Raw genomic sequence first — 22,178 nt, forward strand, 5'->3', positions numbered from 1 at the left:
TTTTTTTTTTTTTGGTGTTTCTTCGATGTTGCTTCCTTTCTGCTCCCCTTGTGTGTCGGTGCTAGACTTTTTTTGTTTTTTTTTTTGTTTTTTTTTTTTTTTTTTTTTTTTTTGGGGGGGGGGGGGGGGCCCCCCCCCCCCCCCCCCACCCCGGCGACTAGACGAAGGTGCGCCCGGTCAGCCGTTCGTAGGCTTCAACGTAGCGGGCGCGGGTGCGCTCCACGACGTCGGAGGGAAGCGCCGGCGGCGGGGCGTCGGAGTTCCTGTCCCAGCCCGACGCGGGGGAGGTAAGCCAGTCCCGCACATACTGCTTGTCGAAGGACGGCTGGGCCTGCCCGGGGGAATAGAGGGCCGCGTCCCAGAACCGGGAGGAATCCGGAGTCAGCACTTCATCGCCCAGGGTGATCACGCCGGTGGCCGGATCCAGTCCGAACTCCACCTTGGTGTCCGCCAGGATGATCCCGCGTTCCCTGGCGACGGCTTCGGCCCGGGTGTAGATGTCCAGGGTCAGCGCACGCAGCTGCTGGGCCGTTTCCTCCCCCACTGTCCGCACCATCGCCTCATAGGTGATGTTTTCGTCGTGCTCCCCCTGTTCGGCCTTGGCCGAAGGGGTGAAGACTGCCGGGCTGAGCCGGGAGCCGTCCACGAGTCCGGCAGGCAGCGGCAGCCCGCAGACGGTCCGGGACTCCCGGTATTCGGCCAGCCCGGAGCCGGTCAGGTAGCCGCGGGCAATGCATTCCACCGGGTACATCTCCAGCTTTTTGCAGATCATGGCCCGCCCGGCCACTGCATCCGGGATGCCCTCCTGCGCGGATATGACGTGGTTGGGGATTTCCCCCAGCTGCTCGAACCACCACAGGCTCAGCTGGGTGAGGATACGGCCCTTGTCCGGAATGATGCTGGAGAGCACGTGGTCGTAGGCGCTGATGCGGTCGCTGGCGACCACCAGGACCCGCCCGGCGTCGTCCTCGCCGGTGTCCGGCACGTACAGGTCCCGGACCTTGCCCGAGTAGACGTGCCGCCAGCCCGGGAGCTCCGGCGCGTTCCCGATGCCGCTCATGCCTGCTCCCCCTCGCCGGTTGCCAGGCGGACGCCGGCGCTGCCGGCGGGCACCTGAACGTCGCCACGCGCGGCCTTCAACGCAATATCGCTCCGGTGCTGGGAACCCTCAAGCCGGATCAGGTCCACTCCGGCGTAGGCCCGTTCCCGGGCCTGGTCCAGGTCCTCCCCCAGTCCGACGACGGCGAGCACCCGGCCGCCGGCGCTGCGCACCTTGTCCTTTTTCAACGCGGTCCCGGCGTGCAGCACGTGGACACCTTCCAGCCGGGCCGCCTTCTTCAGCCCGCGCACCCGGTCACCGGTGCGGGGCGTGCCGGGATAGTTTTCCGCGGCCACCACCACGGCGACGGCTGGACGCGGATCCCACTTGAGCTGCTCCATGGCGTCCAGCTCCCCCTTGGCCGCAGCCATCAGCAGTCCGCCGAGGGGCGTCTTCAACCGGGCCAGCACGGCCTGCGTTTCCGGATCCCCGAAGCGGGCGTTGAACTCGATCACCCGCATCCCGCGGGTAGTCAGGGCCAGGCCGCAGTACAGCACTCCCACAAAGGGCGTCCCACGGGAAGCCATCTCGTCGATGGTGGGCTGCGCAACCCGGCGGACCACATCTTCCACCAGCCCGGCGGGTGCCCAGTCCAGCGGCGAATAGGCGCCCATTCCGCCGGTGTTGGGGCCGGCGTCGCCGTCGAAGATGCGTTTGAAGTCCTGCGCCGGCGCCAGGGGCACCACATGCCTGCCGTCCGAGATCACGAAAAGTGACACCTCGGGCCCGTCCAGGTATTCCTCGATCACCACTGTGCCGCCTGCTTCAAAGCACACCCGGGCATGTTCCAGGGCTTCGTCACGCTCGGAGGTGACCACCACGCCCTTGCCTGCTGCCAGCCCGTCGTCCTTCACCACGTAGGGGGCACCGAAGGTGTCCAGGGCATCGGCGGCTTCAGCCTCGGTCCTGGCGACCCGGGCCATGGCGGTGGGGACGTTCGCCGCGGCCATCACCTGCTTGGCGAAGGCCTTGGAGGCTTCCAGCTGGGCGGCAGCGCGTGACGGCCCGAAAACTGCAAATCCTGCCTCACGCAGGGCATCGGCCACTCCGGCGGCCAGCGGGGCCTCGGGGCCGATCACCACCAGATCGGAGCCAAGCGATGCCGCCAAATCCGTGACGGCCTGCGGATCTGTGGCGTCAACGGCGTGCACGGGGACCATCCGGGCGATACCCGCGTTTCCCGGGGCCGCGTGGACCTCGCGAACATAGGGATCAGCCAAAAGGGATCGGACAAGGGCATGTTCGCGGCCGCCTGGGCCAACAACGAGTACCTTCACAGTAGTTCAGAGTACTTGCTGGCATCCGCGGCCCGAAAGCAACACCCCAACATGACAGGTGCGTGCCCGCACCGCGTCCGAGGTCCCCGGCGTACCGGATCAGGAACATGGGCCCGGCCGTTTCGGAGCCGTCCGCAGACACTCCGCCCGCTACCTATTTCAGTTCCCGCGGTACCTGCACAAGCCTGCACCGTTGCAGGTAGCCCGCGGTCGGTCGATAGTGGGATTGCGGCAGGTGCCGCAGGCTGGCGCCCCGCGGACCAGCGGGGGGCAGCGAGATCGACGGCGGTGCCGGGGCCGCCGTCGCCGGCTTGCCCCCCGCGGCCTCCGCACCCCTTTAGACTGAATGGCATGCCTGCAACTTTTACCGCGTCCGACGCCGTTGAACTGGCCGTACTTGAGCGCAACGGTTTCATCGAATCCCGCCACATCGGCTCCGCCGTCGTGATGGCGGCCGACGGCACGGTGGTGACCCGGCTCGGCGACATCACCAGCCCGATCTTCCCGCGCTCGACGCTTAAACCCTTCCAAGCGGTGGCATCGATGCAGGCCGGCGTACCGCTCCGCGGCGCACAGGCGGCCCTCGCAGCCGCCAGCCACGTGGGCTCCCGCGAACACATGGATGTGGTGCGCGGGATGCTGGCCGCCGCCGGCGTCACCGAAGGACACCTGCAGTGCCCGGAGGACTGGCCGCAGGACACCGAGGCACGCAACGAATGGATCCGCGAGGGCAAGGGCCCGCAGCGGGTGGCCTTCAACTGCTCCGGCAAGCACGCCGCGTTCCTCTGGGCGTGCACCGAGAACAACTGGGACCACGCCACCTACTTGGATCCCCGGCACCCGCTGCAGCAGCATATTGCTGAAGTGATCGAGGAATTCACCGGCGAAAAAATTGAGCATTGGGCCGTGGACGGATGCGGCGCTCCGCTGGCAGCGGTGTCCCTGACAGGCCTGGCCCGCGGAATCGGCCGGCTGGCCAAGGCTCCCTCCGGCAAGCATGGCAACGCCCGGGCCGCCACCGTGGCCACGGCCATGCTCGATTACCCCTGGGCCGTGCACGGCCACGGCCGGGAAAACTCGGTGGTGATGGAGGACCTGGGCATCATCGCCAAGAGCGGCGCCGAGGGCGTCCTCGTCCTGGGCACCGACACCGGCGTCTCGATGGCCCTGAAGATGCTGGACGGCAACGCCCGTGCCGCCACCCTGGTGGGCCTGACCCTGCTGGCCGCCAGCGGCGCGGTGGATCCGCTGGCCGTGGAGAAGGTCCTGGACAAGGTGATGCAGCCGGTGCTCGGCGGCGGCCGGCCGGTAGGCAGCCTGCGCCTCGGCGGCCCCGTCACGGCACTGCTGGGCTGACCGTGGCACGGCGACGGATCACCGCCGAGGACGGCCGGGCGGCCCTGCAGGCCGCGGCCGCCGGCGGTGCGGACCGCAACACCACCGCCACGGCAGTGCGCTATGCCCTGGAGGAACTGGCAGAACGCGCTCCGGGCAACAGCGTGGAAGTGCGGGTTCCGCCGTTCGGTGTCACCCAGTGCGTGGCCGGACCCCGGCACACCCGCGGTACCCCACCCAACGTCATCGAGACCGACGGCGCCACCTGGCTCGCGCTGGTGACGGGCCGCCAGTCCTGGGCGGAGGCCGTGGCAGCCGGAAAGGTGGCGGCGTCGGGACTGCGCGCCGACCTGGCCGAGGTGCTCCCGCTGTTCCGGGGCATCTCCTAGCCGGCCCTGCCCCGTCCGCTCCCCGTCATCACCGCTCCCGTCATCGCAGGGCCTGTTACCGGGTCGGCCGCCGGGTCCGTTGACGGTCCACGCCGGCCGGCACCGTGAGCGGACGGCCGGCACAGCCGCGGCCGGTAGAATCGAAGCATGCAGCACACCCCCGAGCGCCGCGAGATCACTGTCCGCCGCGCCCCCCGCTTCGTCCCTTTTATGGCACTGGGAGTGATCGCCGGTTTCATTGCCGCCATTGTTGTTGCCTACGGCGGACCGGAGGATCCCGAATTCACCCGCTCCGCCACTCTGGGCTTCTTCACCATGGTGTTTGCCCTGCCCGGCCTGGCCCTGGGTGCCCTCCTGGCCTTGGTGCTGGACTGGATCAGCGTCCGCAAGACCCGCCGGGCCACCGTCGAGGGGCTTGATTCCGGTGATTCCGAGGGCCGGGAGCAGCCGCCCGCGTAACCTTCGGCGCAGGGGTCTTCGGCGCTGTTTGCGCGTGAGAGAATGCTCTCATGGCACGCGGAGACGGACAGCTTTCCCATGATCTACTGCCCGGCGAAAAAGGCCCACAGGACGCCTGTGGAGTCTTTGGAGTCTGGGCTCCCGGCGAAGAGGTAGCGAAGCTTACCTACTACGGGTTGTACGCCCTGCAGCACCGGGGCCAGGAATCGGCAGGCATCGCCACCAGCGACGGCAACCGGATCAGCGTTTACAAGGACATGGGGCTGGTCTCCCAGGTTTTTGACGAAACCACCCTCAACACCCTCCGGGGGCACATCGCCGTCGGGCATTGCCGGTATTCCACTACCGGCGCCTCGCACTGGGCCAATGCCCAGCCCACCCTGGGTGCCACCGCCAGCGGCACGGTGGCGCTGGCACACAACGGAAACCTGACCAACTCCGCCGAACTGTACGAGATGATCCTCGAACGCGAGGGCCGCCCCCGGGCAGGTGAAATCGCCCAGGGCAACACCTCGGACACCGCCCTGGTGACCGCCCTGCTCAACGGCAGCGACGGACGGTCGCTGGAAGACACGGCCATGGAGCTCCTGCCCAAACTGCGTGGAGCGTTCTCCTTCGTGTTTATGGACGAGGGCACCCTTTACGCCGCACGGGACACTTACGGCGTCCGGCCGCTGGTTCTTGGCCGGTTGGAACGCGGCTGGGTGGTGGCCTCCGAAGGCTCTGCCCTGGCCACCGTCGGCGCCAGCTTCATTCGCGAGATCAAGCCCGGTGAGTTCATCGCCATTGACGAATCCGGCGTCCGCAGCCGGACCTTCGGCGACCCGACGCCGGCTGGCTGCGTCTTCGAGTACGTATATCTGGCCCGGCCGGACGCGAACATCGCCGGCCGCTCCGTCTACGAATCCCGGGTGGAAATGGGACGGCAGCTGGCGCGGGAAAACTCCGTGGAAGCCGACCTTGTGATCCCCGTGCCCGAATCGGGTACGCCGGCAGCCGTAGGCTACGCCGAAGAGTCGGGCATTCCGTTTGCGCACGGTTTCGTGAAGAACTCCTATGTGGGGCGCACCTTCATCCAGCCCAGCCAGACCCTGAGGCAGCTTGGTATCAAGCTCAAACTCAACGCACTTGAATCGGTGATCCGCGGCAAGCGGATTGTGGTGGTGGACGATTCGATCGTGCGCGGCAACACCCAGCGGGCCATTGTGCGGATGCTGCATGAGGCAGGAGCCGTGGAGGTCCACGTCAAGATCTCCTCTCCCCCGGTCAAGTGGCCGTGCTTCTACGGCATCGACTTCGCCTCGCGCGCCGAACTCATTGCCAACGGTGCGGCGATAGAGGAAATCTGCGCGTCCATCGGCGCGGACAGCCTGGCCTACATTTCCGAAGACGGCATGATTGACGCCACCAGGCAGCCGCGTGAACGGCTGTGCACGGCCTGCTTCACCGGCGTCTACCCCATTGAGCTGCCGTCCGCGGACCGGCTGGGCAAGAACCTGCTGGAACAGGGCACCGGCAACCCCGCCGAGAGCGGCGGAGCCACCGGGTGTGACCCGGGTCCGGACAGCGAATACGAGAACCTGCTGAATGATTCCGACAAGAAAGAGGCCGTATGAACGCGTCCGACACCTCCATCACCTACGCCTCCGCAGGGGTGGATGTCGAAGCCGGAGACAAAGCCGTTGAATTGATGAAGGCCGCGGTGAAGGCCACGCACAATTCCTCCGTCCTCGGCGGGGTGGGCGGTTTCGCCGGCCTCTACGATGCCTCGCGGCTGTTGTCCTACCGGAAGCCCCTGCTGGCCACCTCCACCGACGGCGTGGGCACCAAGGTCGCCATTGCACAGGCGATGGACATCCACGACACCATCGGGTTCGACCTGGTGGGCATGGTGGTGGACGACATCGTGGTGGTGGGCGCCGAGCCGCTGTTCATGACCGACTACATTGCCTGCGGCAAGGTGGTCCCGGAACGGATCGCGGGTATTGTCCGGGGCATAGCCGCGGCCTGCGAGGTAGCCGGCACCGCCTTGGTGGGCGGGGAAACGGCCGAGCACCCGGGCCTGCTGGGCGAACATGAGTACGACGTTGCCGGTGCGGCAACGGGAGTGGTGGAAGCCGGAAACCTGCTCGGCCCCGACCGGGTGCGCCGCGGTGACGTCGTCATCGGCATGGCTTCCTCGGGCCTCCATTCCAACGGTTACTCGCTGGTGCGCCGCGTGATCAACCATGCGGGCTGGCAGCTGGAACGCCAGGTGTCCGAGCTGGGCCGTACCTTGGGCGAAGAGCTGCTTGAACCCACCCGCGTCTACGCCGCCGACTGCCTGGACCTGGCCCGGCACGAGCCGGCCGGAGTCCACGGCTTCAGCCACGTCACCGGCGGCGGCCTGGCTGCCAACCTGGCCCGCGTGCTGCCCAAGGGGCTGCAGGCCACCGTGGACCGTTCCACGTGGGAACTGCCGCCGGTCTTCAAGCTCATCGCCGAGCTGGGTAACGTGCCGCAGCCCGACTTGGAACGCACGCTGAACCTGGGCGTCGGCATGGTTGCCATTGTCGATGCCGGCGGAGCCGACGCCGCACTCGAACGGCTGGCGGCGCGGGGTGTGCCGGCCTGGGTCATGGGTTCGGTGGACGACGCCGAGACGCCCGCCGGCCCCGACGCGGACTTTGTCCAGGGCGCCAAGGGTGTGGACGGCGGCGCGGTCCGGCTGGTCGGAAGCTACGCCTGACGACGTGAAAAAGCCCCGGACCTCGCGGTCCGGGGCTTTTTGCTGTCTGTCGCGGCACCGGAATGAGGCCGTCCACGGCATTGCATCCTCAGGGTGCCGGATCATCGCGGAGCACTCACTCCGGGCCGGCCGCGGCGCTACCGTGCCTTAACGCCATTCAGCGGATCCACCTGATGGTGATCCGCTGAATGGATGGCAATTGGCCAACGTGGTTGAGGCGGCCGCTAGCCTACGCGGCGGTTGCCTTCGTCATCGTCATCGTCGCCAAATTGATCCGCGTACTTATCCTCGTACGCCGAGTAGTCCGGCTCAGCCGGCTCCTCGGGATATCGACTGGATGGACGGCTCGTCGGCCCAGAAAGCTCACGCTGGAGCGCCGAGTAGTCCGTGGCAGGGGTGAAGTACTTCATCTCCCGTGCCTGCTTGGTTGCTTTTGCCTTTTGACGGCCGCGCCCCATGGCGTGACCCCCTTTTTGCGTCGATCCGGAGGTGGGTCGTTCGGGCAGATGAACGAGGCCCCGGAATATTTGGTCAATTTGTCGTAAGTACAGGTTACATGTTTTCCCGCCGCCTTGTGCCCCCGGCGCCTGCTCAGGGCCTGTTCGCCCGGCACATTGGTGCACCCCGGCTGGCACCCTGCCCTGCGCCGTTCCCCGGATATTGGCTAAAGTCAGGGGTAGAGACAGTTTTGGGGCGCCCCGCGGCGCCACCTACAGGGAGGACCAACGTTCACCATGAGCGATCAGAAAAATACACCGGGGGCGGATTCGCCGCTACCGGAGAAGGCAGAGAACACAGGTGCCTTCCCTGATCTGACCGCGCATTCGGACGCCCCTGCCTGGCTTTCCACTGACGGAAGCCACGACACCGCCGTGTGGGAACGCAGTTTCGACGGCGGCCCGGACGCCGCAGGCGCGGACGCCGGGACCACGGACACCGCTGGAGCTTCGGCGGTGTCCGGTACTGCCGAAGCTGCCGCTGCAACCGCTGCTGCCGGAGCCGGCGTTGCACACATCGATCCCCCTGCAGATGAAGCCGCCGATGCCGGCACCGGCATTGATGAAGAGGGCTCTGCCGCCGAGGAGCCGCAGGCTGCCGCAGCTGCCGGCTCCGATAACGACGTCCAGTTGCCGGCCGAGCCGGCAGTGGTGGCGCCGGAAGACGTGAAACTTGAGGAACCCTCCCTCGCCGAACCCGACGTCGAGAGCGAGGGCACTGCGTCCGCTGCCGATCCGGAGGCAGCCGCCTCCGCTGCCGATCCGGAAGCTGCCGGCGCGGAAGGGGACATCCAGCTGCCGCCCGAGCCGGTGGTGGTGGCACCGGAGGAATTGGAACTGGAGGAACCGGCGCTGGCCGAACCCACGTTGGGCAGCGACGCCGTGGACGCCGCCGAGCTGGACGAAGTGACGACCGAGGCTGCTGCCGTGGAGGCCAACGCCGCCGAAGCCGGGAGGCTGTCCGGCCTGGAACCGGCACCGGCAGGGGCCGAAATCACGGTGGATGCCAAGGCTGCCGGTATCGTCGACGAAGCGGGCTCCGCCGCAGCAACCGACGACGCAGCTGCCGGGGAAGCCGAACCCGCCGCCGCCGAACCCGCAGACTCCGATGCTGACGCGGCAGCGCAGCCCGATACGGATGGTGGCACTCCCGGGGACGAGGCAGCCGGGCCGGCTGCAGAAGCGCCCCAGGAGCAGGAGTCTGCCGATACGGCCGAAACCGATCAGGCCCCTGAGACCACAGAGGATCCGGGCGGGGAAACCAACGATGCTCCGGCCGCCCCTGCCGCCGGAGACGATGCCGACGCTATCGACGCTGATGGTGATGCTGCCGCTGACGACGCCGCTGACACGGCTGCCAAGGCGGAGGACGAGCCTGACGCTACGCCGTCGCCCTCGTCCCATCCCCTGGCCGGTATCGACGCCGCCGCACCCGTTACGGGGGCCCTGCCCGGGCAGGAGCGGACACCCGACGCCCCGGCGGAGCCGGAACCAACAACTGCATCAGTTCCCACCGGCGAAACCCGGCGTTCCCGCCGGCTGGCCGAAAGCCAGGCCGCTGCCGGCGCAACGGCCGCGCGGAGGCCCTCGGGCAAGGACGCAGCAGCCCCGGCCGGTCCCGTCGAAGGGACCGACCCCGCGGACGGGGCGGCGATGCCCGGGAGCGGATCCGCGCCGGCAAAGCCCGCCGGCGGCCGCAATACCCGGCTGCTGCTGGTGATCGGTGGCGTGGTGCTGGCCGCCGTCGCAGCCATCCTCCTGGTGGTGTTCGTCTTCAACGGCAAGGACGAAGGCGTCATCTCCGAGGATGTCAGCCCGGTCGAGCTCGAAACCGGTGCCTGCCTGCAGGGCTGGGAGGACGTGAATTCCGCCGCCGACGTGGTCACCTGCGACACCCCGCACGACGCACAGCTGGTGGCCTCCGAGAGGTTCACCGGCTCCGACACCTTCCCCGGAACCGCCGCTTTGGAAGACCGCGTCAACGAGGTGTGCGACGCCGTGGACTACGCGGACAACGCATCTTCCTACCCCGGCTTGAAGGTGGCCAAGTCCATCCCAACTGAGCAGACCTGGTCCGATGGCGACCGCCGCCTGGATTGCTTTGTCTTCAGCCCCGAAGGCCAGGAAATCACGGAGTCCCTCATCCGGGAGTAGAACCGGCCCGGGAGCAGAGACACGAAACAGCGCAAAGGGCGCGCCGCCGGCAGTACCCGCCGCGCGCCCTTTGCGTGCCCCGCCTAGCTGACCGCGGCCACCGTCAGCCCGGTCTCGGCAATCAGCCCGTCCCCCTCCAGCCCGTCCGGGGCGCGGTCCACCAGCACAGTGTCGCCGTCGCTGATCTTCCCTGCGAGGATGCCCCGGGCCAGCTTGTCACCGATCTCGCGCTGCACCAGGCGGCGAAGCGGCCGTGCACCGTAGGCGGGGTCGTAGCCCGTCAGGCCCAGCCATTCCCGGGCCGCATCGGTCACGTCCAGCACCAGCCGGCGCTCGTGCAGCCGGGCGGCCAGGGCCTGCACCTGGATGTCGACGATCCGGGTCAGGTCCTCGAGGCTCAACGGATCAAACAGGATGACGTCGTCCAGCCGGTTGAGGAATTCCGGTTTGAAGTTGGCGTTGACCATGGACATGACCGATTCGCGCTTCTGCTCATCGTTCAGGCCGGGATCCACCAGGAACTGGGAGCCCAGGTTCGAGGTGAGGATCAGGATGACGTTGCGGAAATCCACTGTGCGGCCCTGCCCGTCGGTCAGCCGGCCGTCGTCGAGCACCTGCAGCAGGATGTCGAAAACATCGGGATGTGCCTTCTCCACCTCATCCAGAAGAATCACCGAATAGGGCCGCCGCCGGACCGCTTCCGTGAGCTGCCCGCCTTCCTCGTACCCCACGTATCCGGGAGGGGCACCGACCAACCGGGAGACCGCATGCTTTTCTGAGTACTCACTCATGTCGATGCGGACCATGGCACGTTCGTCGTCGAAGAGGAAGTCCGCCAGCGCCTTGGCCAGCTCGGTCTTGCCCACACCCGTCGGTCCGAGGAACAGGAAGGAACCGGTGGGACGGTCCGGGTCGCTGACCCCGGCCCGCGAGCGCCGGACGGCGTCCGATACCGCGGCCACTGCCTTGGTCTGGCCGATCAGGCGGGATCCGAGCGCTTCCTCCATGTCCAGCAGCTTCTGCGACTCGCCCTGCAGCATGCGTCCTGCGGGGATACCGGTCCAGGCGGAGACCACTTCGGCAATATCGTCCGCGGTCACCTCCTCCGAGACCATCAGCTCCTGGGCCTGTTCGCCGTATTTGTCCGCTTCGGCCTGCTGGGCCGCCTCGAGTTCCTTTTGCAGCGCGGGAATCTCGCCGTAAAGGATGCGGGACGCCTCGGTCAGGTCGCCGTCGCGCTGGGCCTTTTCCGCCGTGCTGCGCAGTTCATCCACCCGGGCCTTCAGATCGCCGACCCGGTTCAGGCCGGCCTTCTCGGCTTCCCACCGGGCATTCAACGCGGCCAGCTGTTCCTTTTTATTGGCCATGTCCTCGCGCAGCACCGCCAGCCGTTCAATGGATGCCTGGTCGGTCTCATTGGCCAGCGCCAGTTCCTCCATGGTCAGCCGGTCGACGGCACGGCGCAGCTCGTCGATTTCCTCCGGAGCGGAGTCGATCTCCATGCGCAGGCGCGAGGCGGCTTCGTCCACCAGGTCGATGGCCTTGTCCGGCAGCTGGCGGCCGGTGATGTACCGGTTGGAAAGGGTTGCCGCAGCCACCAGCGCCGAGTCCGCGATGGCCACCTTGTGGTGCGCCTCGTACCGTTCCTTCAGCCCGCGGAGGATGCCGATGGTGTCGGGGACGCTGGGCTCCCCCACGTAGACCTGCTGGAAGCGCCGTTCCAGCGCGGCATCCTTTTCAATGTTCTCGCGGTACTCGTCCAAGGTGGTGGCACCGATCAGCCGCAGCTCGCCGCGCGCCAGCATGGGCTTGAGCATGTTGCCCGCGTCCATGGACCCTTCGGCCGCGCCGGCGCCCACCACGGTGTGCAGCTCGTCGATGAAGGTGACTATCTGCCCCTCGGCGTTGGAGATTTCCTCCAGCACGGCCTTGAAGCGTTCCTCGAATTCACCGCGGTACTTCGCGCCCGCCACCATGGACCCCAGGTCCAGGGAGAGCAGGGTTTTCCCGTTCAGGCTTTCCGGGACGTCACCGGCCACGATCCGCTGGGCCAGCCCTTCGACGACGGCGGTTTTGCCGACACCGGGCTCGCCGATCAGCACCGGGTTGTTCTTGGTCCGGCGGCTGAGCACCTGGATGACGCGGCGGATTTCCGAGTCACGGCCGATCACCGGGTCCAGCTTTCCGGAACGGGCCATCTCCGTCAGGTCGGTGCTGAACTTCTCCAGTGCCTGGAACGTGTTCTCCGGATCGGCGTTGGTCACTTTACGGTCTCCTCGTACAGATGGAAGCACGGCAATGAGGGCGTCATGCCCGGCGTTGCTGTCCCGCAGCACCTTGCCCGCCGGGCCGCTGTCCAGTGACAGGCCCAGCAAAAGGTGTTCGGTGGATACAAAGGCGTCCCCCAGCTGTTCAGCCTCCTGCTGTGCGGCGCTGATGACCTGGAGCAGGGGCCGTGAAAACTGCGGCTGGGCCACCGACGAGCCGGAAGACGAGGGCAGCTGATGAATGGCGGTGCTGGCCGCGGCGCTGACCGAATCCACGTTCACGCCGGCGGCTTTGAGCAGTGCCACCGCCACCCCCTGCCGCTGGTCCATCAGCGCCTTCAACAGGTGCGACGGTTCAATCTGCGGGTTGCCTGCGGTGTTCGCGTTCATGGCCGCAGCCGAGAGCGCTTCCTGGCTTTTATTCGTGAATTTGGTGTCCACGGGTGGCTCCTCAAAACCTCAGCAATTCAGCTTCAAACATCAGCTTGGATGTCATCTTCAGCAATGCTCTGATAACAAAGTTGAGTCTAATCAGCTCAACTTTGAAAGTAAAGTTATCCACAGCACAACGCAGGCCCGTTCACTGGTTCACGGCTTCAGGGCATGCTCCCGTTCAAACTCGTCCGCCGCGGCCCGCCATCTGTCATTGCGGGCGTCAAACAGTTCCTGCAGTTCCCCCTCGATCTGCAGGTCCGGCATCATTCCCGGCGGCTTCTCCGGGATGCTGCCGTCAAGGTATTCCTCCAGCATGTCCAGGAAGAACTCCCAGCCCGCCCCGCCGGTCCAGATGCCCGCTCCGGGCGCCGCGGTCACCGCAAACCCCTTACGCACGGAGGCGTACAGGAGTTCAATGCGGGTCTGGCTGTCCTCCGCCGCGAGGTGCAGTTCCAGTTCGGCCGGTTGCGATCCTTCCCGTATCCAGGACACGGTCAACAGCCGGGGAGGGTCGCACCGGAGGATGTCACCGTGCGATCCGTCCGGAAGGCTGTAGGTTCCGCCGCGGCGCAGGTCCCCCGACGGCTCGGCCATCCACTCCCCCAGCCGCGCGGGTTCTGCAAGCGCTGACCAGACCTCCCCGACCGGCTGGCCGATAGTGCGCCCCATAACCACCATCAACGCGTGGCCGGCCTGGATCTGCCGGCGCCCCAGGGACCGCTCCGTCTTCCTGAGAATCGTGTCCAAATCGGACATCCGCCACTCCTCTGTAGAACAACCGGCGCCCGATCCGGGTCCTCCAGCGGCCATCGACGCCGCAACGGCCGTCGGAAGGTTTCCAGTGGAAGCGAAGTTGTGTCTTAGGCCACAAGCGGGCCATTTGTCCAAAACGGTAGCAGGGAAAACATGCCCTGCACAGGCTTGACCGGGCGGCCGGACACCCCTACCCGGCCGACCGGCGAACCGAAAATGTGACCGGAATCAAAGAAATCGAGGGGCCGGCAGCCCCTTTGATAGATTCGACAATGCCTCCGGGACCCGCTTTTTGCCGCGATTGCCCGTGAATCCAGCCGCGATGACGCGGCGGTCCGGTGCGTTGCCGCGGGCATTTCCAACGTCCCAGGCTGCCGGGGGCATACAACTCCAAAGCAACCTGAAGGATTGACCCATGAGCAAACTTGCGGAACCGGAGACAGCCGAGACCGCTGCTCCGCGGACCCGAGTCAACAAGACGGTCTTTATCGGTTCAGCCGCCGGAATCCTGGCCATCGCACTGTGGGCCATGCTCGCCACCGACAACGCCGAGTCGGTCATCGGTTCCATGGTGGGCTGGGTATCGGTCAACATGGGCTGGTACTACTTCCTGGTAGTCAGCCTGGTGGTGGTGTTCGTCCTGGTCACCGCACTGACGCGGGTGGGCAAAACGAAGCTCGGCCCCGACCATTCCAAGCCGCAGTTCAGCATGTTCACCTGGGCGGCCATGCTGTTCGCCGCCGGCATCGGCATTGACCTGATGTTCTTCTCCGTCTCCGAACCGGTCACCCAGTTCCTTGCCCCGCCCACCGGCGACGGTGCCACGGCCGAAGCGGCCCGGCACGCCCTGGTCCTGACACTGTTCCACTACGGCATCACCGGCTGGGCACTCTACGCGCTGATGGGACTGGCCCTGGGCTACTTCGCCTATCGGCACAACCTGCCGCTGAGCATCCGCTCCGCCCTGTACCCGATCTTCGGCAAGCGCATCGAGGGCCGGCTCGGCCACGGCGTGGACATCGCGGCCCTGCTCGGAACCATCTTCGGCATCGCCACCTCGCTGGGCATCGGCGTGGTGCAGCTGAACTACGGGCTGAGCTTTATGTTCGGCCTGCCCGAGAACCTGACCGTGCAGATTTCCCTGATTGCCCTCTCGGTCATCATGGCTACTATCTCCACGGTTTCGGGCGTGGAGAAGGGCATCCGCCGGCTCTCGGAACTGAACGTGATCCTCGCCGTCGGACTGATGTTGTTTGTGCTGATCGCGGGCAAGACCAACTTCCTGCTGGACGGCATTGTGCAGAACGTCGGCGACGTCCTCAGCCGCTTCCCGGCCATGACCATGGACACCATGGCCTATGACCGGCCGGACGAATGGCTCAGCTCCTGGACCCTGTTTTTCTGGGCCTGGTGGATTGCCTGGGCACCGTTCGTGGGCCTGTTCCTGGCCCGCATCTCGCGCGGCCGCACTATCCGGGAGTTCGTCCTCGGCACCATGATTGTGCCCTTCGCCTTCATCCTGCTGTGGATCTCCATCTTCGGCAATTCCGCCCTGGACCTGGTGATGGGCGGCAACGCGGCCTTCGGCGAAGTGGCCATGAACCAGCCCGAACGTGCCTTCTACGGCCTGCTGGAGCAGTATCCGTGGGCACCGGCGACGGCGGCCATCGCCACCTTCACCGGCCTGCTGTTCTACGTGACCTCGGCGGACTCCGGCGCCTTGGTGATGGCGAACTTCACCTCCCACCTCAAGGACGCCGATTCGGACGGCCCCAAGTGGCTGCGCGTGTTCTGGTCCGTGGTGACCGGCCTGCTTACCCTGGCCATGCTGATGGTGGGCGGAGTAACCACGCTGCAGAACGCCACCATCATCATGGGCCTGCCGCTGTCCATCCTGCTGTTGTTCATCATGCTCGGGGTCTACAAGGCCCTGCGGGTGGAAAACTCGCTGACGGACAGCTACCGTGCGTCGCTTCCCAGCATCATCGCCGGCCGCAGCCTGGACGCCCGCAGCGGACGCAGCTGGCGCCAGCGCCTCTCCCGGGTCATGACCTACCCCGGCCCGCGGCAGGCTGAACGCTTTGTCCAGACCGTGGCCCGGCCGGCCCTGCAGGAAGTCCATGACGAGCTGAAGGAGCGGGGCGCCGACGTCGTGCTCTGCGAAGGCGAGGTCGCACCCCACGGCATCCACCACCTGGATCTGCAGGTGGGCATGGCCGAGGAGCGCGGCTTCAAATACCAGATCTACCCCGTGCAGTACGACACCCCGTCCTATGCGCACAACGCGTCGGCGGAGACCAAGTACTTCCGCATGGAGGTGTTCTCCCTTGAGGGCAGCCACGGCTACGACCTCATGGGCTACACGAAGGAACAGGTCATCACCGATGTCCTGGACCACTACGAGACCCACCTGGAGTTCCTGCACCTCAACCGTGAAGTGCCGGGCAATACCTCCATTGCGGAGGACCAGGTTCCGAAAGACAACTGGGAAGCTGACTTTGTCAGCGAGGAGGGACGAGCATGACAACGGCCACTTTGTTCATTGACGGGGCGTGGGTGCCCGCATCCGACGGCGGGACCCGCGACATCCACAACCCTGCGGACGGGGAATTCGTTGCCACGGTTTCCGAGGCAACCCGCGAAGACACTGAAAAGGCCATTGCGGCCGCCAAGGCTGCCTGGGAACGCGGGGAATGGGCAGCAGTGCCCGCTCCCGAGCGCGGGGACTTCCTGCTGAAGGTCGCCGACCGGATCCGGGAGCGGAAGGACGAGTTCGCCCGCGCGGAGACGCTGGACACCGGCAAGCGGCTGGTGGAAAGCGAAATCGACATGGACGACATCGCCGCGTCCTTCGCCTACTTCGGCAAGATCGCCGCCACCAACGCAGGCCGGATGGTCGACGCCGGGAACAACGACGTCGTCAGCCGCATCGAGTACGAACCGGTGGGTGTGTGCGGGCTGATCGCCCCGTGGAACTACCCGCTGCTGCAGGCGGCCTGGAAGATCGCCCCCGCGCTGGCCGCAGGCTGCACGTTCATCCTCAAGCCCTCCGAGCTGACCCCGCACACCTCGATCCTGATGATGCAGGTGCTGGAAGAGCTCGGCCTGCCCCGCGGCGTCGCCAACCTGGTGCTCGGCGCCGGCGCGGTGGCCGGCGCCCCGCTCGCCGAGTCCCCCGATGTGGACCTGGTCTCCTTCACCGGCGGCGTGGCCACCGGCAAGGTGATCGCCGCCGCCGCGGCCAAGACGGTCAAGAAGATCGCCCTCGAACTGGGCGGCAAGAACCCGAACGTCATCTTTGCGGACGCGGATTTCGACGCCGCGCTGGACAACGCGCTGAACGCCGCCTTTGTGCACTCCGGCCAGGTCTGCTCCGCCGGTGCGCGGCTGATCGTGGAAGAACCGATTGCCGAACGCTTCGTGGACGAGCTGGTCCGCCGCGCCAAAATGATCCGCATGGGCGGCCCGTTCGACGAGAAGGCCGAGACCGGGCCGCTGATCTCCGCCGCGCACCGGGACAAGGTCACCGCCTACGTGAACAAGGCCGTGGAGGAAGGCGCCCGGATCCGCTGCGGCGGCACCTGGGGCACCGGCGAACTCGAGAAGGGCTTCTTCTACGCCCCGACCGTGCTGGACAACGTGAAGCGCGGCGGATCCTCCCTGATGGACGAGGCGTTCGGTCCCGTGGTCACGGTGGAAACGTTTAACGGCGAGGACGAGGCCGTCGAGCTCGCCAACGACACGGACTACGGGCTGGCCGGCGCCGTCTGGACCTCCGACGCCGGCAAGAGCCAGCGCGTGGCCCGGCGCATGCGGGCCGGCACGGTATGGATCAACGACTTCCACCCGTACCTTCCGCAGGCCGAATGGGGCGGCTACGGGCAGTCCGGCGTCGGACGTGAACTGGGCCCCACCGGTCTGGGCGAGTACCAGGAGGCGAAGCACATCTACCAGAACATCAACCCGCAGGTGACCGGCTGGTTCACCGACCACGGAAAGGCCTAGGGCTACATGGCTGATAAGACCGAATTCGACTACATCGTGGTGGGCGGCGGATCCGCAGGTGCCGCCGTCGCTGCGCGCCTGAGCGAGGACCCCGACGTCGAGGTGGCGCTGGTGGAGGCCGGCCCCGACGACCGCGGCGAGGACGCCATCCTGCAGCTGAACCGCTGGATGGAACTGCTCGAATCCGGCTTCGACTGGGACTACCAGATTGAACCGCAGGAGAACGGCAACTCGTTTATGCGCCAGGCCCGCGCCAAGGTGATGGGCGGCTGCTCCAGCCACAACTCCTGCATCGCTTTCTGGGCACCGCGCGAGGACCTCGATGAGTGGGAAGCCAAATTCGGTGCCGAAGGCTGGAACGCCGAGACGGCCTTCGCCCTGTACAAGCGGCTGGAAACCAATGAGGATGCCGGCCCGGACGCCCCGCACCACGGCGACTCGGGCCCGGTCCACCTGATGAACATCCCCGCCGAGGATCCCTGCGGCGTGGCCCTGCTGGACGCCTGCGAGCAGGCCGGAATTCCGCGGGTGAAGTTCAACACCGGTGAAACCGTGATCAACGGCGCGAACTTCTTCCAGCTCAACCGCCGGGCCGACGGCACCCGGTCCTCCTCCTCCGTTTCCTACATCCACCCCATCATGGAAAGGAAGAACTTCACGCTGCTCACCGAGCTGCGCGCGAAGGAACTGAAGTTCGATGCGTCCAACCGGTGCACCGGCGTGGACGTGGTGCACGGCGAATTCGGCCGTACCAAGCACCTGGCCGCCCGCCGCGAAGTCATTGTCTCGGCCGGAGCCATCGACTCCCCCAAGCTGCTGATGCTCTCCGGCATCGGTCCGAAGGAGCACTTGGAGGAACGCGGCGTCGAGGTGCGGGTGGATGCCCCCGGCGTCGGGGAAAACCTGCAGGACCACCCCGAGGGCGTGATCCAGTGGGAGGCGAAGAAACCGATGGTCGAAACCTCCACCCAGTGGTGGGAAATCGGCATCTTCACCCCCACCGAGGACGGACTGGACCGTCCCGACCTGATGTTCCATTACGGGTCCGTCCCGTTTGACCTGCACACCGTGCGGCACGGCTATCCGACCACCGAGAACGGCTTCTGCCTCACCCCGAACGTGACCCATGCCCGTTCCCGCGGCACGGTGCGGCTGCGCAGCCGGGACTACCGCGACAAGCCGATGGTGGATCCGCGGTACTTCACCGATCCGCATGACATGCGGGTGATGGTGGCCGGCATCCGGAAGGCGCGCGAGATCGTGGCCCAGCCGGCCATGGCCGAGTGGGCCGGGAAGGAACTGTACCCGGGCGAGGACGTCCAGACCGACGAGCAGCTGGTTGAGTACATCCGCAAGACGCACAACACCGTCTACCACCCCGCCGGCACTGTCCGGATGGGCGCGGCCGAGGATCCGATGTCCCCGCTGGATCCGGAACTGCGGGTCAAGGGCGTCTCGGGATTGCGCGTGGCCGACGCCTCGGTCATGCCGGAGCTGACCACGGTGAATCCGAACATCACCACCATGATGATCGGCGAGCGCTGCGCCGACCTCATCAAGGCGGTACGCACGGCATAACTGCGTCAACGCGGCGGCACAACCGCGCGACGGCGTTAAGGGCGGTCCGGGAATCCGGGCCGCCCTTCCGCGTGTCCGGGGCGGGGCGAAGGTACCCTGAGCGGATGGGGAAAAACCGTACCGTGTCCGTATTCGCCGCCGCTGCCCTGGCGCTCACCCTCGTGTCCTGTTCCGGGGACAAGCCCTCACCGGACGACGCAGCCGCCACGCTCGCAGAAGGCCTGGCGAAGTCGGACGTCTCCGCGTCCGCCTTCACCGCGGGGACTGGCGAGCAGGTCAACAGCGAATTGGACGCCCTGCTCGCCGATATGGGACCCCTGCAGCCGGCCGTCACCGTCGCCGGCGTTGAGGAGGATCCCCAGGACAAGGACGCCGCGTCGGCGAAGCTTGCCTACGCCTGGGATGTGAACGGGGATTCCCGGCCTGACTGGAACTACGAGAGCACCGTCCGGCTCGAACGCGGCGACGACGACGACTGGCTGGTCCAGTGGGCCCCCTCGGTGGTTTTCAGCTCCCTGGCCGACGGCGACCGGCTGGCCCGCACTACCGTGGCCCCGCCCGCCCGTGGAGACATCCTGGACCGCAGCGGCGCACCGTTGATGACCCCGCGGCCGGTGCTGCGGATTGGCATCAACAAACCGGATGTCCCCGAGGCGCAGCAGGCTTCCTCCGCCGCCGCACTGGCCGCCCTGGTGGGCGTGGACCCCGAGGCCTACACCGCGCAGGTGCAGGCATCCGGCCCGGAGGCTTTCGTTGAGGTGCTGGTGCAGCGCGCAGAGGCCGAAGGACCGGCCACCGTCGCCGGTGTGGAAGCCATCCCCGGCGCCGTCGCACTCCCGGCCCAGCGAGTCCTTGCACCCACCCGGAACTTCGCGCGGGCCCTGCTCGGGACCGTGGGCGAGGCAACGGCCGAGGTGATCGACGCGTCCGAAGGCCGCCTCTCACCCGGCGACCAGACCGGTCTTTCCGGGCTGCAGCAGCAGTATGACGAACAGTTGCGCGGCATTGACGGAGTGAGCATCACCGTCGAAAACGACGGCGGAACGAAGGAAGCGGTTTTCGCCTCGGACGCCCTCTCCGGCACCGACCTGCAGACCACCCTCGATCCCCGGCTGCAGGCCCTGGCGGAGACCGTCCTCGAGCAGGAACCGTCCGCCTCCGCCCTGGTGGCCATCCAGCCTTCCACGGGTGACATCCTCACCGTCGCCAACGGCCCCGGCAGCGAGGGCCGGCAGACGGCCCTGCTGGGCCAGTACCCGCCCGGTTCCACCTTCAAGACGGCAACCGCCCTGGCACTGCTGCGCGCCGGAACCACCCCCGACTCCACCGTGGAGTGCCCGGCCGAACTGAACGTGGACGGCCGGACCTTCGCCAACGTCCCGGGCTATCCGGCGGCCGCCACCGGCACCGTGCCCCTGCGCACGGCGTTCGCCAACTCCTGCAACACCGCGTTCCTGAACGCCCGCAACACCGTCTCCCAGCAGAACCTGGCGGCCGCGGCGGAGGATCTCGGCATCGGTATCGACGCCTCCATCGGCACGCCCGCCTTCTTCGGCTCCGTTCCGGCAGAAGCGGACGGCACCGCGCACGCCGCCTCGCTGATCGGGCAGGGCGAGGTGCTGGTTTCCCCCCTCGCCATGGCCGTGGCCGGAGCGTCCATCGGCAAGGGCGAACGGGTCATGCCGGCCCTCATCCGGGAAACCGCTCCCGCCCCGTCGGGTGCCACGGCGTCCCCCTCCCCCTCCGGCACGGACAGCAGCACGGATTCGGCGCCGCCCGGCAACCTGACCGCCGGGGAGGCCGCCTCGCTGCGGGACATGATGCGCGCCGTCGTTACCGAGGGCGGCATACAGATGCTGGCATCGGTGCCGGGAGAACCGGTGCTGGCGAAAACGGGAACCGCGGAGTTCGGCAGCGAGGATCCGCCGCAGACCCACGCCTGGGTACTGGCGGTCCAGGGCGACCTGGCCGTGGCGGTATTCGTGGAGCAGGGCGAACGCGGCTCGACGTCGGGCGGACCGCTGATGAAGGCGTTCCTGGAAGGCGTCTCCCGGGGTTAGTCCGGGCCGCTGAAACCGGACGGTCAGTACCGGGTTGTAAGTACCAGGCGCCCCTAATACCGGGCCGTCAGTACCGGGCCGGCGGCTGGTTCGGGCCGGGCACCGGCCGGCCCGTGTAGCCGGGGTGCCGGTACGGGTTTCCGGCATACGGGGTGATCTGCCAGGTATCCGTCGGCACAATGACCTTGCCCAGCGGCATCAGGGAAATGGGCAGCATCTTCAGGTTCGCGATGCCCAGCGGGATACCGACGATGCTCACGAACATCGGGATGGCCGTCATGACATGCCCGATCGCAATCCAGATGCCGGCCAGCAGCAGCCAGATGATGTTGCCGAGCAGGCTCAGCGGGCCGGTGAACCCGCCGCGGTCCACCACGGTCCGGCCGAAGGGCCAGAGCGCATAGTTGGCAATGCGGAAGGACGCGATGCCAAACGGGATGGTCACTATCAGCAGGCAGCAGATGACTCCGGCCAGGGCGTAGCCCAGTGCCAGCCAGATACCGCCGAACAGAAGCCAGATGATGTTGAGGATTGCCCGCATTCCCCCATTCTTCTCCACGAAGCCCGTATTGGCCACGGCAGCTTTCCGCTTAGCCCTGTTGCTGCTCCTGACCTAGACTGGCGCCATGCCGACTTCCGAGGAAACCACCGCAGACCACCTCACCTCCAGCCAGTGCTGGGACTACATCCGCCAGGCCAGGTTCGGCCGGCTGGCCGTCGTCGTGGACGGTCACCCGGAGATCTTTCCGGTGAACTTCGCCGTGGACCACGGCACTGTGGTGTTCCGCACCGCGGCCGGTACCAAATTGTCCGGCGCGCTCTCCGGCAGCCCTGTGGCCTTCGAGATTGACGGCTATGACCACAACCTTTCCTCCGCCTGGAGCGTGGTGCTGAAGGGGACCGCGGGACTGCTGGAGGACAACGGAGAGCTCATGGCTTCCGAGGACCTTCCCCTGTTCCCGTGGCAGGCGGGGAGCAAGAACGCCTTTGTCCGGATTGAGCCGGAAGTGACCGACGGCCGCCGGTTCCTGATCTCCAACGCCGCCCGCCGCAACATGCTGCGCGGTATGGGGCTGTACACCGAGTAGGCCCGGCACCCGAACCGGATATAAGAGAGGCGCCGCATCCTGGTGGATGCGGCG

The 22,178-nt window shown here is 67.0% G+C and carries 16 protein-coding genes and 1 pseudogene; 11 read left to right on the forward strand and 6 right to left on the reverse strand.

Going from position 1 to position 22,178, the window contains the following annotated elements; genetic code table 11:
* Positions 1–157: 157 nt before the first annotated feature.
* Both AC5RUF_RS14565 and purD read right to left on the reverse strand, forming a co-directional pair.
* Positions 158–1,060 (reverse strand): phosphoribosylaminoimidazolesuccinocarboxamide synthase, encoded by a 903-nt coding sequence (locus AC5RUF_RS14565; RefSeq protein ID WP_494131056.1) that lies wholly within the window; start codon positions 1,058–1,060, stop codon positions 158–160.
* Positions 1,057–2,376, reverse strand: coding sequence for a phosphoribosylamine--glycine ligase (gene purD, locus AC5RUF_RS14570; protein ID WP_494131057.1), 1,320 nt, complete (start codon positions 2,374–2,376; stop codon positions 1,057–1,059). The genes AC5RUF_RS14565 and purD overlap by 4 nt, the downstream gene beginning before the upstream one ends.
* Before the next feature lie 351 nt (positions 2,377–2,727).
* On the opposite strand from purD, the gene AC5RUF_RS14575 reads away from it, so the two are divergent.
* The 5 genes from AC5RUF_RS14575 to purM all read left to right on the forward strand — a co-directional run bounded on the left by AC5RUF_RS14575 (position 2,728) and on the right by purM (position 7,287).
* Complete coding sequence (locus tag AC5RUF_RS14575; RefSeq protein ID WP_494131058.1) at positions 2,728–3,732, forward strand: asparaginase; 1,005 nt, start codon at positions 2,728–2,730, stop codon at positions 3,730–3,732.
* The gene (locus AC5RUF_RS14580; RefSeq protein ID WP_494131067.1) at positions 3,729–4,100 is read left to right on the forward strand and encodes a sterol carrier family protein; all 372 of its coding nucleotides are present in this window, start codon (positions 3,729–3,731) and stop codon (positions 4,098–4,100) included. The genes AC5RUF_RS14575 and AC5RUF_RS14580 overlap by 4 nt, the downstream gene beginning before the upstream one ends.
* A gap of 147 nt (positions 4,101–4,247) precedes the next feature.
* Positions 4,248–4,559, forward strand: coding sequence for a hypothetical protein (locus AC5RUF_RS14585; protein WP_493998213.1), 312 nt, complete (start codon positions 4,248–4,250; stop codon positions 4,557–4,559).
* 50 nt (positions 4,560–4,609) lie between these two features.
* A complete protein-coding gene (gene purF / locus AC5RUF_RS14590) occupies positions 4,610–6,175 on the forward strand; it encodes an amidophosphoribosyltransferase (protein ID WP_494131059.1) in 1,566 nt (521 codons plus the stop codon).
* Entirely contained in the window at positions 6,172–7,287 is a 1,116-nt protein-coding gene (purM, locus tag AC5RUF_RS14595) for a phosphoribosylformylglycinamidine cyclo-ligase (protein ID WP_494131060.1), read from the forward strand. The genes purF and purM overlap by 4 nt, the downstream gene beginning before the upstream one ends.
* Positions 7,288–7,511: 224 nt before the next feature.
* Here purM and AC5RUF_RS14600 read toward each other — a convergent pair whose 3' ends face one another.
* Positions 7,512–7,745 carry a DUF3073 domain-containing protein gene (locus tag AC5RUF_RS14600; RefSeq protein ID WP_146361664.1) on the reverse strand — a complete coding sequence of 78 codons (234 nt, stop codon included), beginning with the start codon at positions 7,743–7,745 and terminating at the stop codon, positions 7,512–7,514.
* A gap of 276 nt (positions 7,746–8,021) precedes the next feature.
* Here AC5RUF_RS14600 and AC5RUF_RS14605 point away from each other — a divergent pair, with 276 nt between their 5' ends.
* Complete coding sequence (locus tag AC5RUF_RS14605) at positions 8,022–9,938, forward strand: septum formation family protein (RefSeq protein ID WP_494131061.1); 1,917 nt, start codon at positions 8,022–8,024, stop codon at positions 9,936–9,938.
* A gap of 83 nt (positions 9,939–10,021) precedes the next feature.
* On the opposite strand, the gene clpB is transcribed toward AC5RUF_RS14605, so the two are convergent.
* Positions 10,022–12,646, reverse strand: coding sequence for an ATP-dependent chaperone ClpB (gene clpB, locus AC5RUF_RS14610; RefSeq protein WP_494131062.1), 2,625 nt, complete (start codon positions 12,644–12,646; stop codon positions 10,022–10,024).
* Positions 12,647–12,793: 147 nt separating this feature from the next.
* Positions 12,794–13,396: an SRPBCC domain-containing protein gene (locus AC5RUF_RS14615; protein WP_494131063.1), complete on the reverse strand. Its 603-nt coding sequence runs from the start codon at positions 13,394–13,396 to the stop codon at positions 12,794–12,796.
* Positions 13,397–13,808: 412 nt separating this feature from the next.
* On the opposite strand from AC5RUF_RS14615, the gene betT reads away from it, so the two are divergent.
* From betT to AC5RUF_RS14635, 4 genes are all read left to right on the forward strand, one after another.
* Positions 13,809–15,917 carry a choline BCCT transporter BetT gene (gene betT / locus AC5RUF_RS14620; protein WP_494131064.1) on the forward strand — a complete coding sequence of 703 codons (2,109 nt, stop codon included), beginning with the start codon at positions 13,809–13,811 and terminating at the stop codon, positions 15,915–15,917.
* Entirely contained in the window at positions 15,914–17,398 is a 1,485-nt protein-coding gene (locus AC5RUF_RS14625; RefSeq protein WP_494131065.1) for an aldehyde dehydrogenase family protein, read from the forward strand. Before betT ends, AC5RUF_RS14625 begins: the two co-directional genes overlap by 4 nt.
* A 6-nt stretch (positions 17,399–17,404) precedes the next feature.
* Positions 17,405–18,976 carry a GMC family oxidoreductase gene (locus tag AC5RUF_RS14630; protein WP_493998138.1) on the forward strand — a complete coding sequence of 524 codons (1,572 nt, stop codon included), beginning with the start codon at positions 17,405–17,407 and terminating at the stop codon, positions 18,974–18,976.
* Positions 18,977–19,080: 104 nt separating this feature from the next.
* Positions 19,081–21,036 (forward strand): penicillin-binding transpeptidase domain-containing protein, encoded by a 1,956-nt coding sequence (locus tag AC5RUF_RS14635; protein WP_494131066.1) that lies wholly within the window; start codon positions 19,081–19,083, stop codon positions 21,034–21,036.
* Positions 21,037–21,181: 145 nt separating this feature from the next.
* Here AC5RUF_RS14635 and AC5RUF_RS14640 read toward each other — a convergent pair.
* Positions 21,182–21,577 (reverse strand): annotated as a pseudogene (locus AC5RUF_RS14640) (YccF domain-containing protein); the annotation flags it as partial.
* Between the two features lie 85 nt (positions 21,578–21,662).
* Here AC5RUF_RS14640 and AC5RUF_RS14645 point away from each other — a divergent pair.
* Positions 21,663–22,124 (forward strand): pyridoxamine 5'-phosphate oxidase family protein, encoded by a 462-nt coding sequence (locus AC5RUF_RS14645; RefSeq protein ID WP_493998801.1) that lies wholly within the window; start codon positions 21,663–21,665, stop codon positions 22,122–22,124.
* Positions 22,125–22,178: the final 54 nt, after the last annotated feature.

The sequence above is a fragment of the Arthrobacter sp. Y3224198 genome (assembly GCF_059090025.1).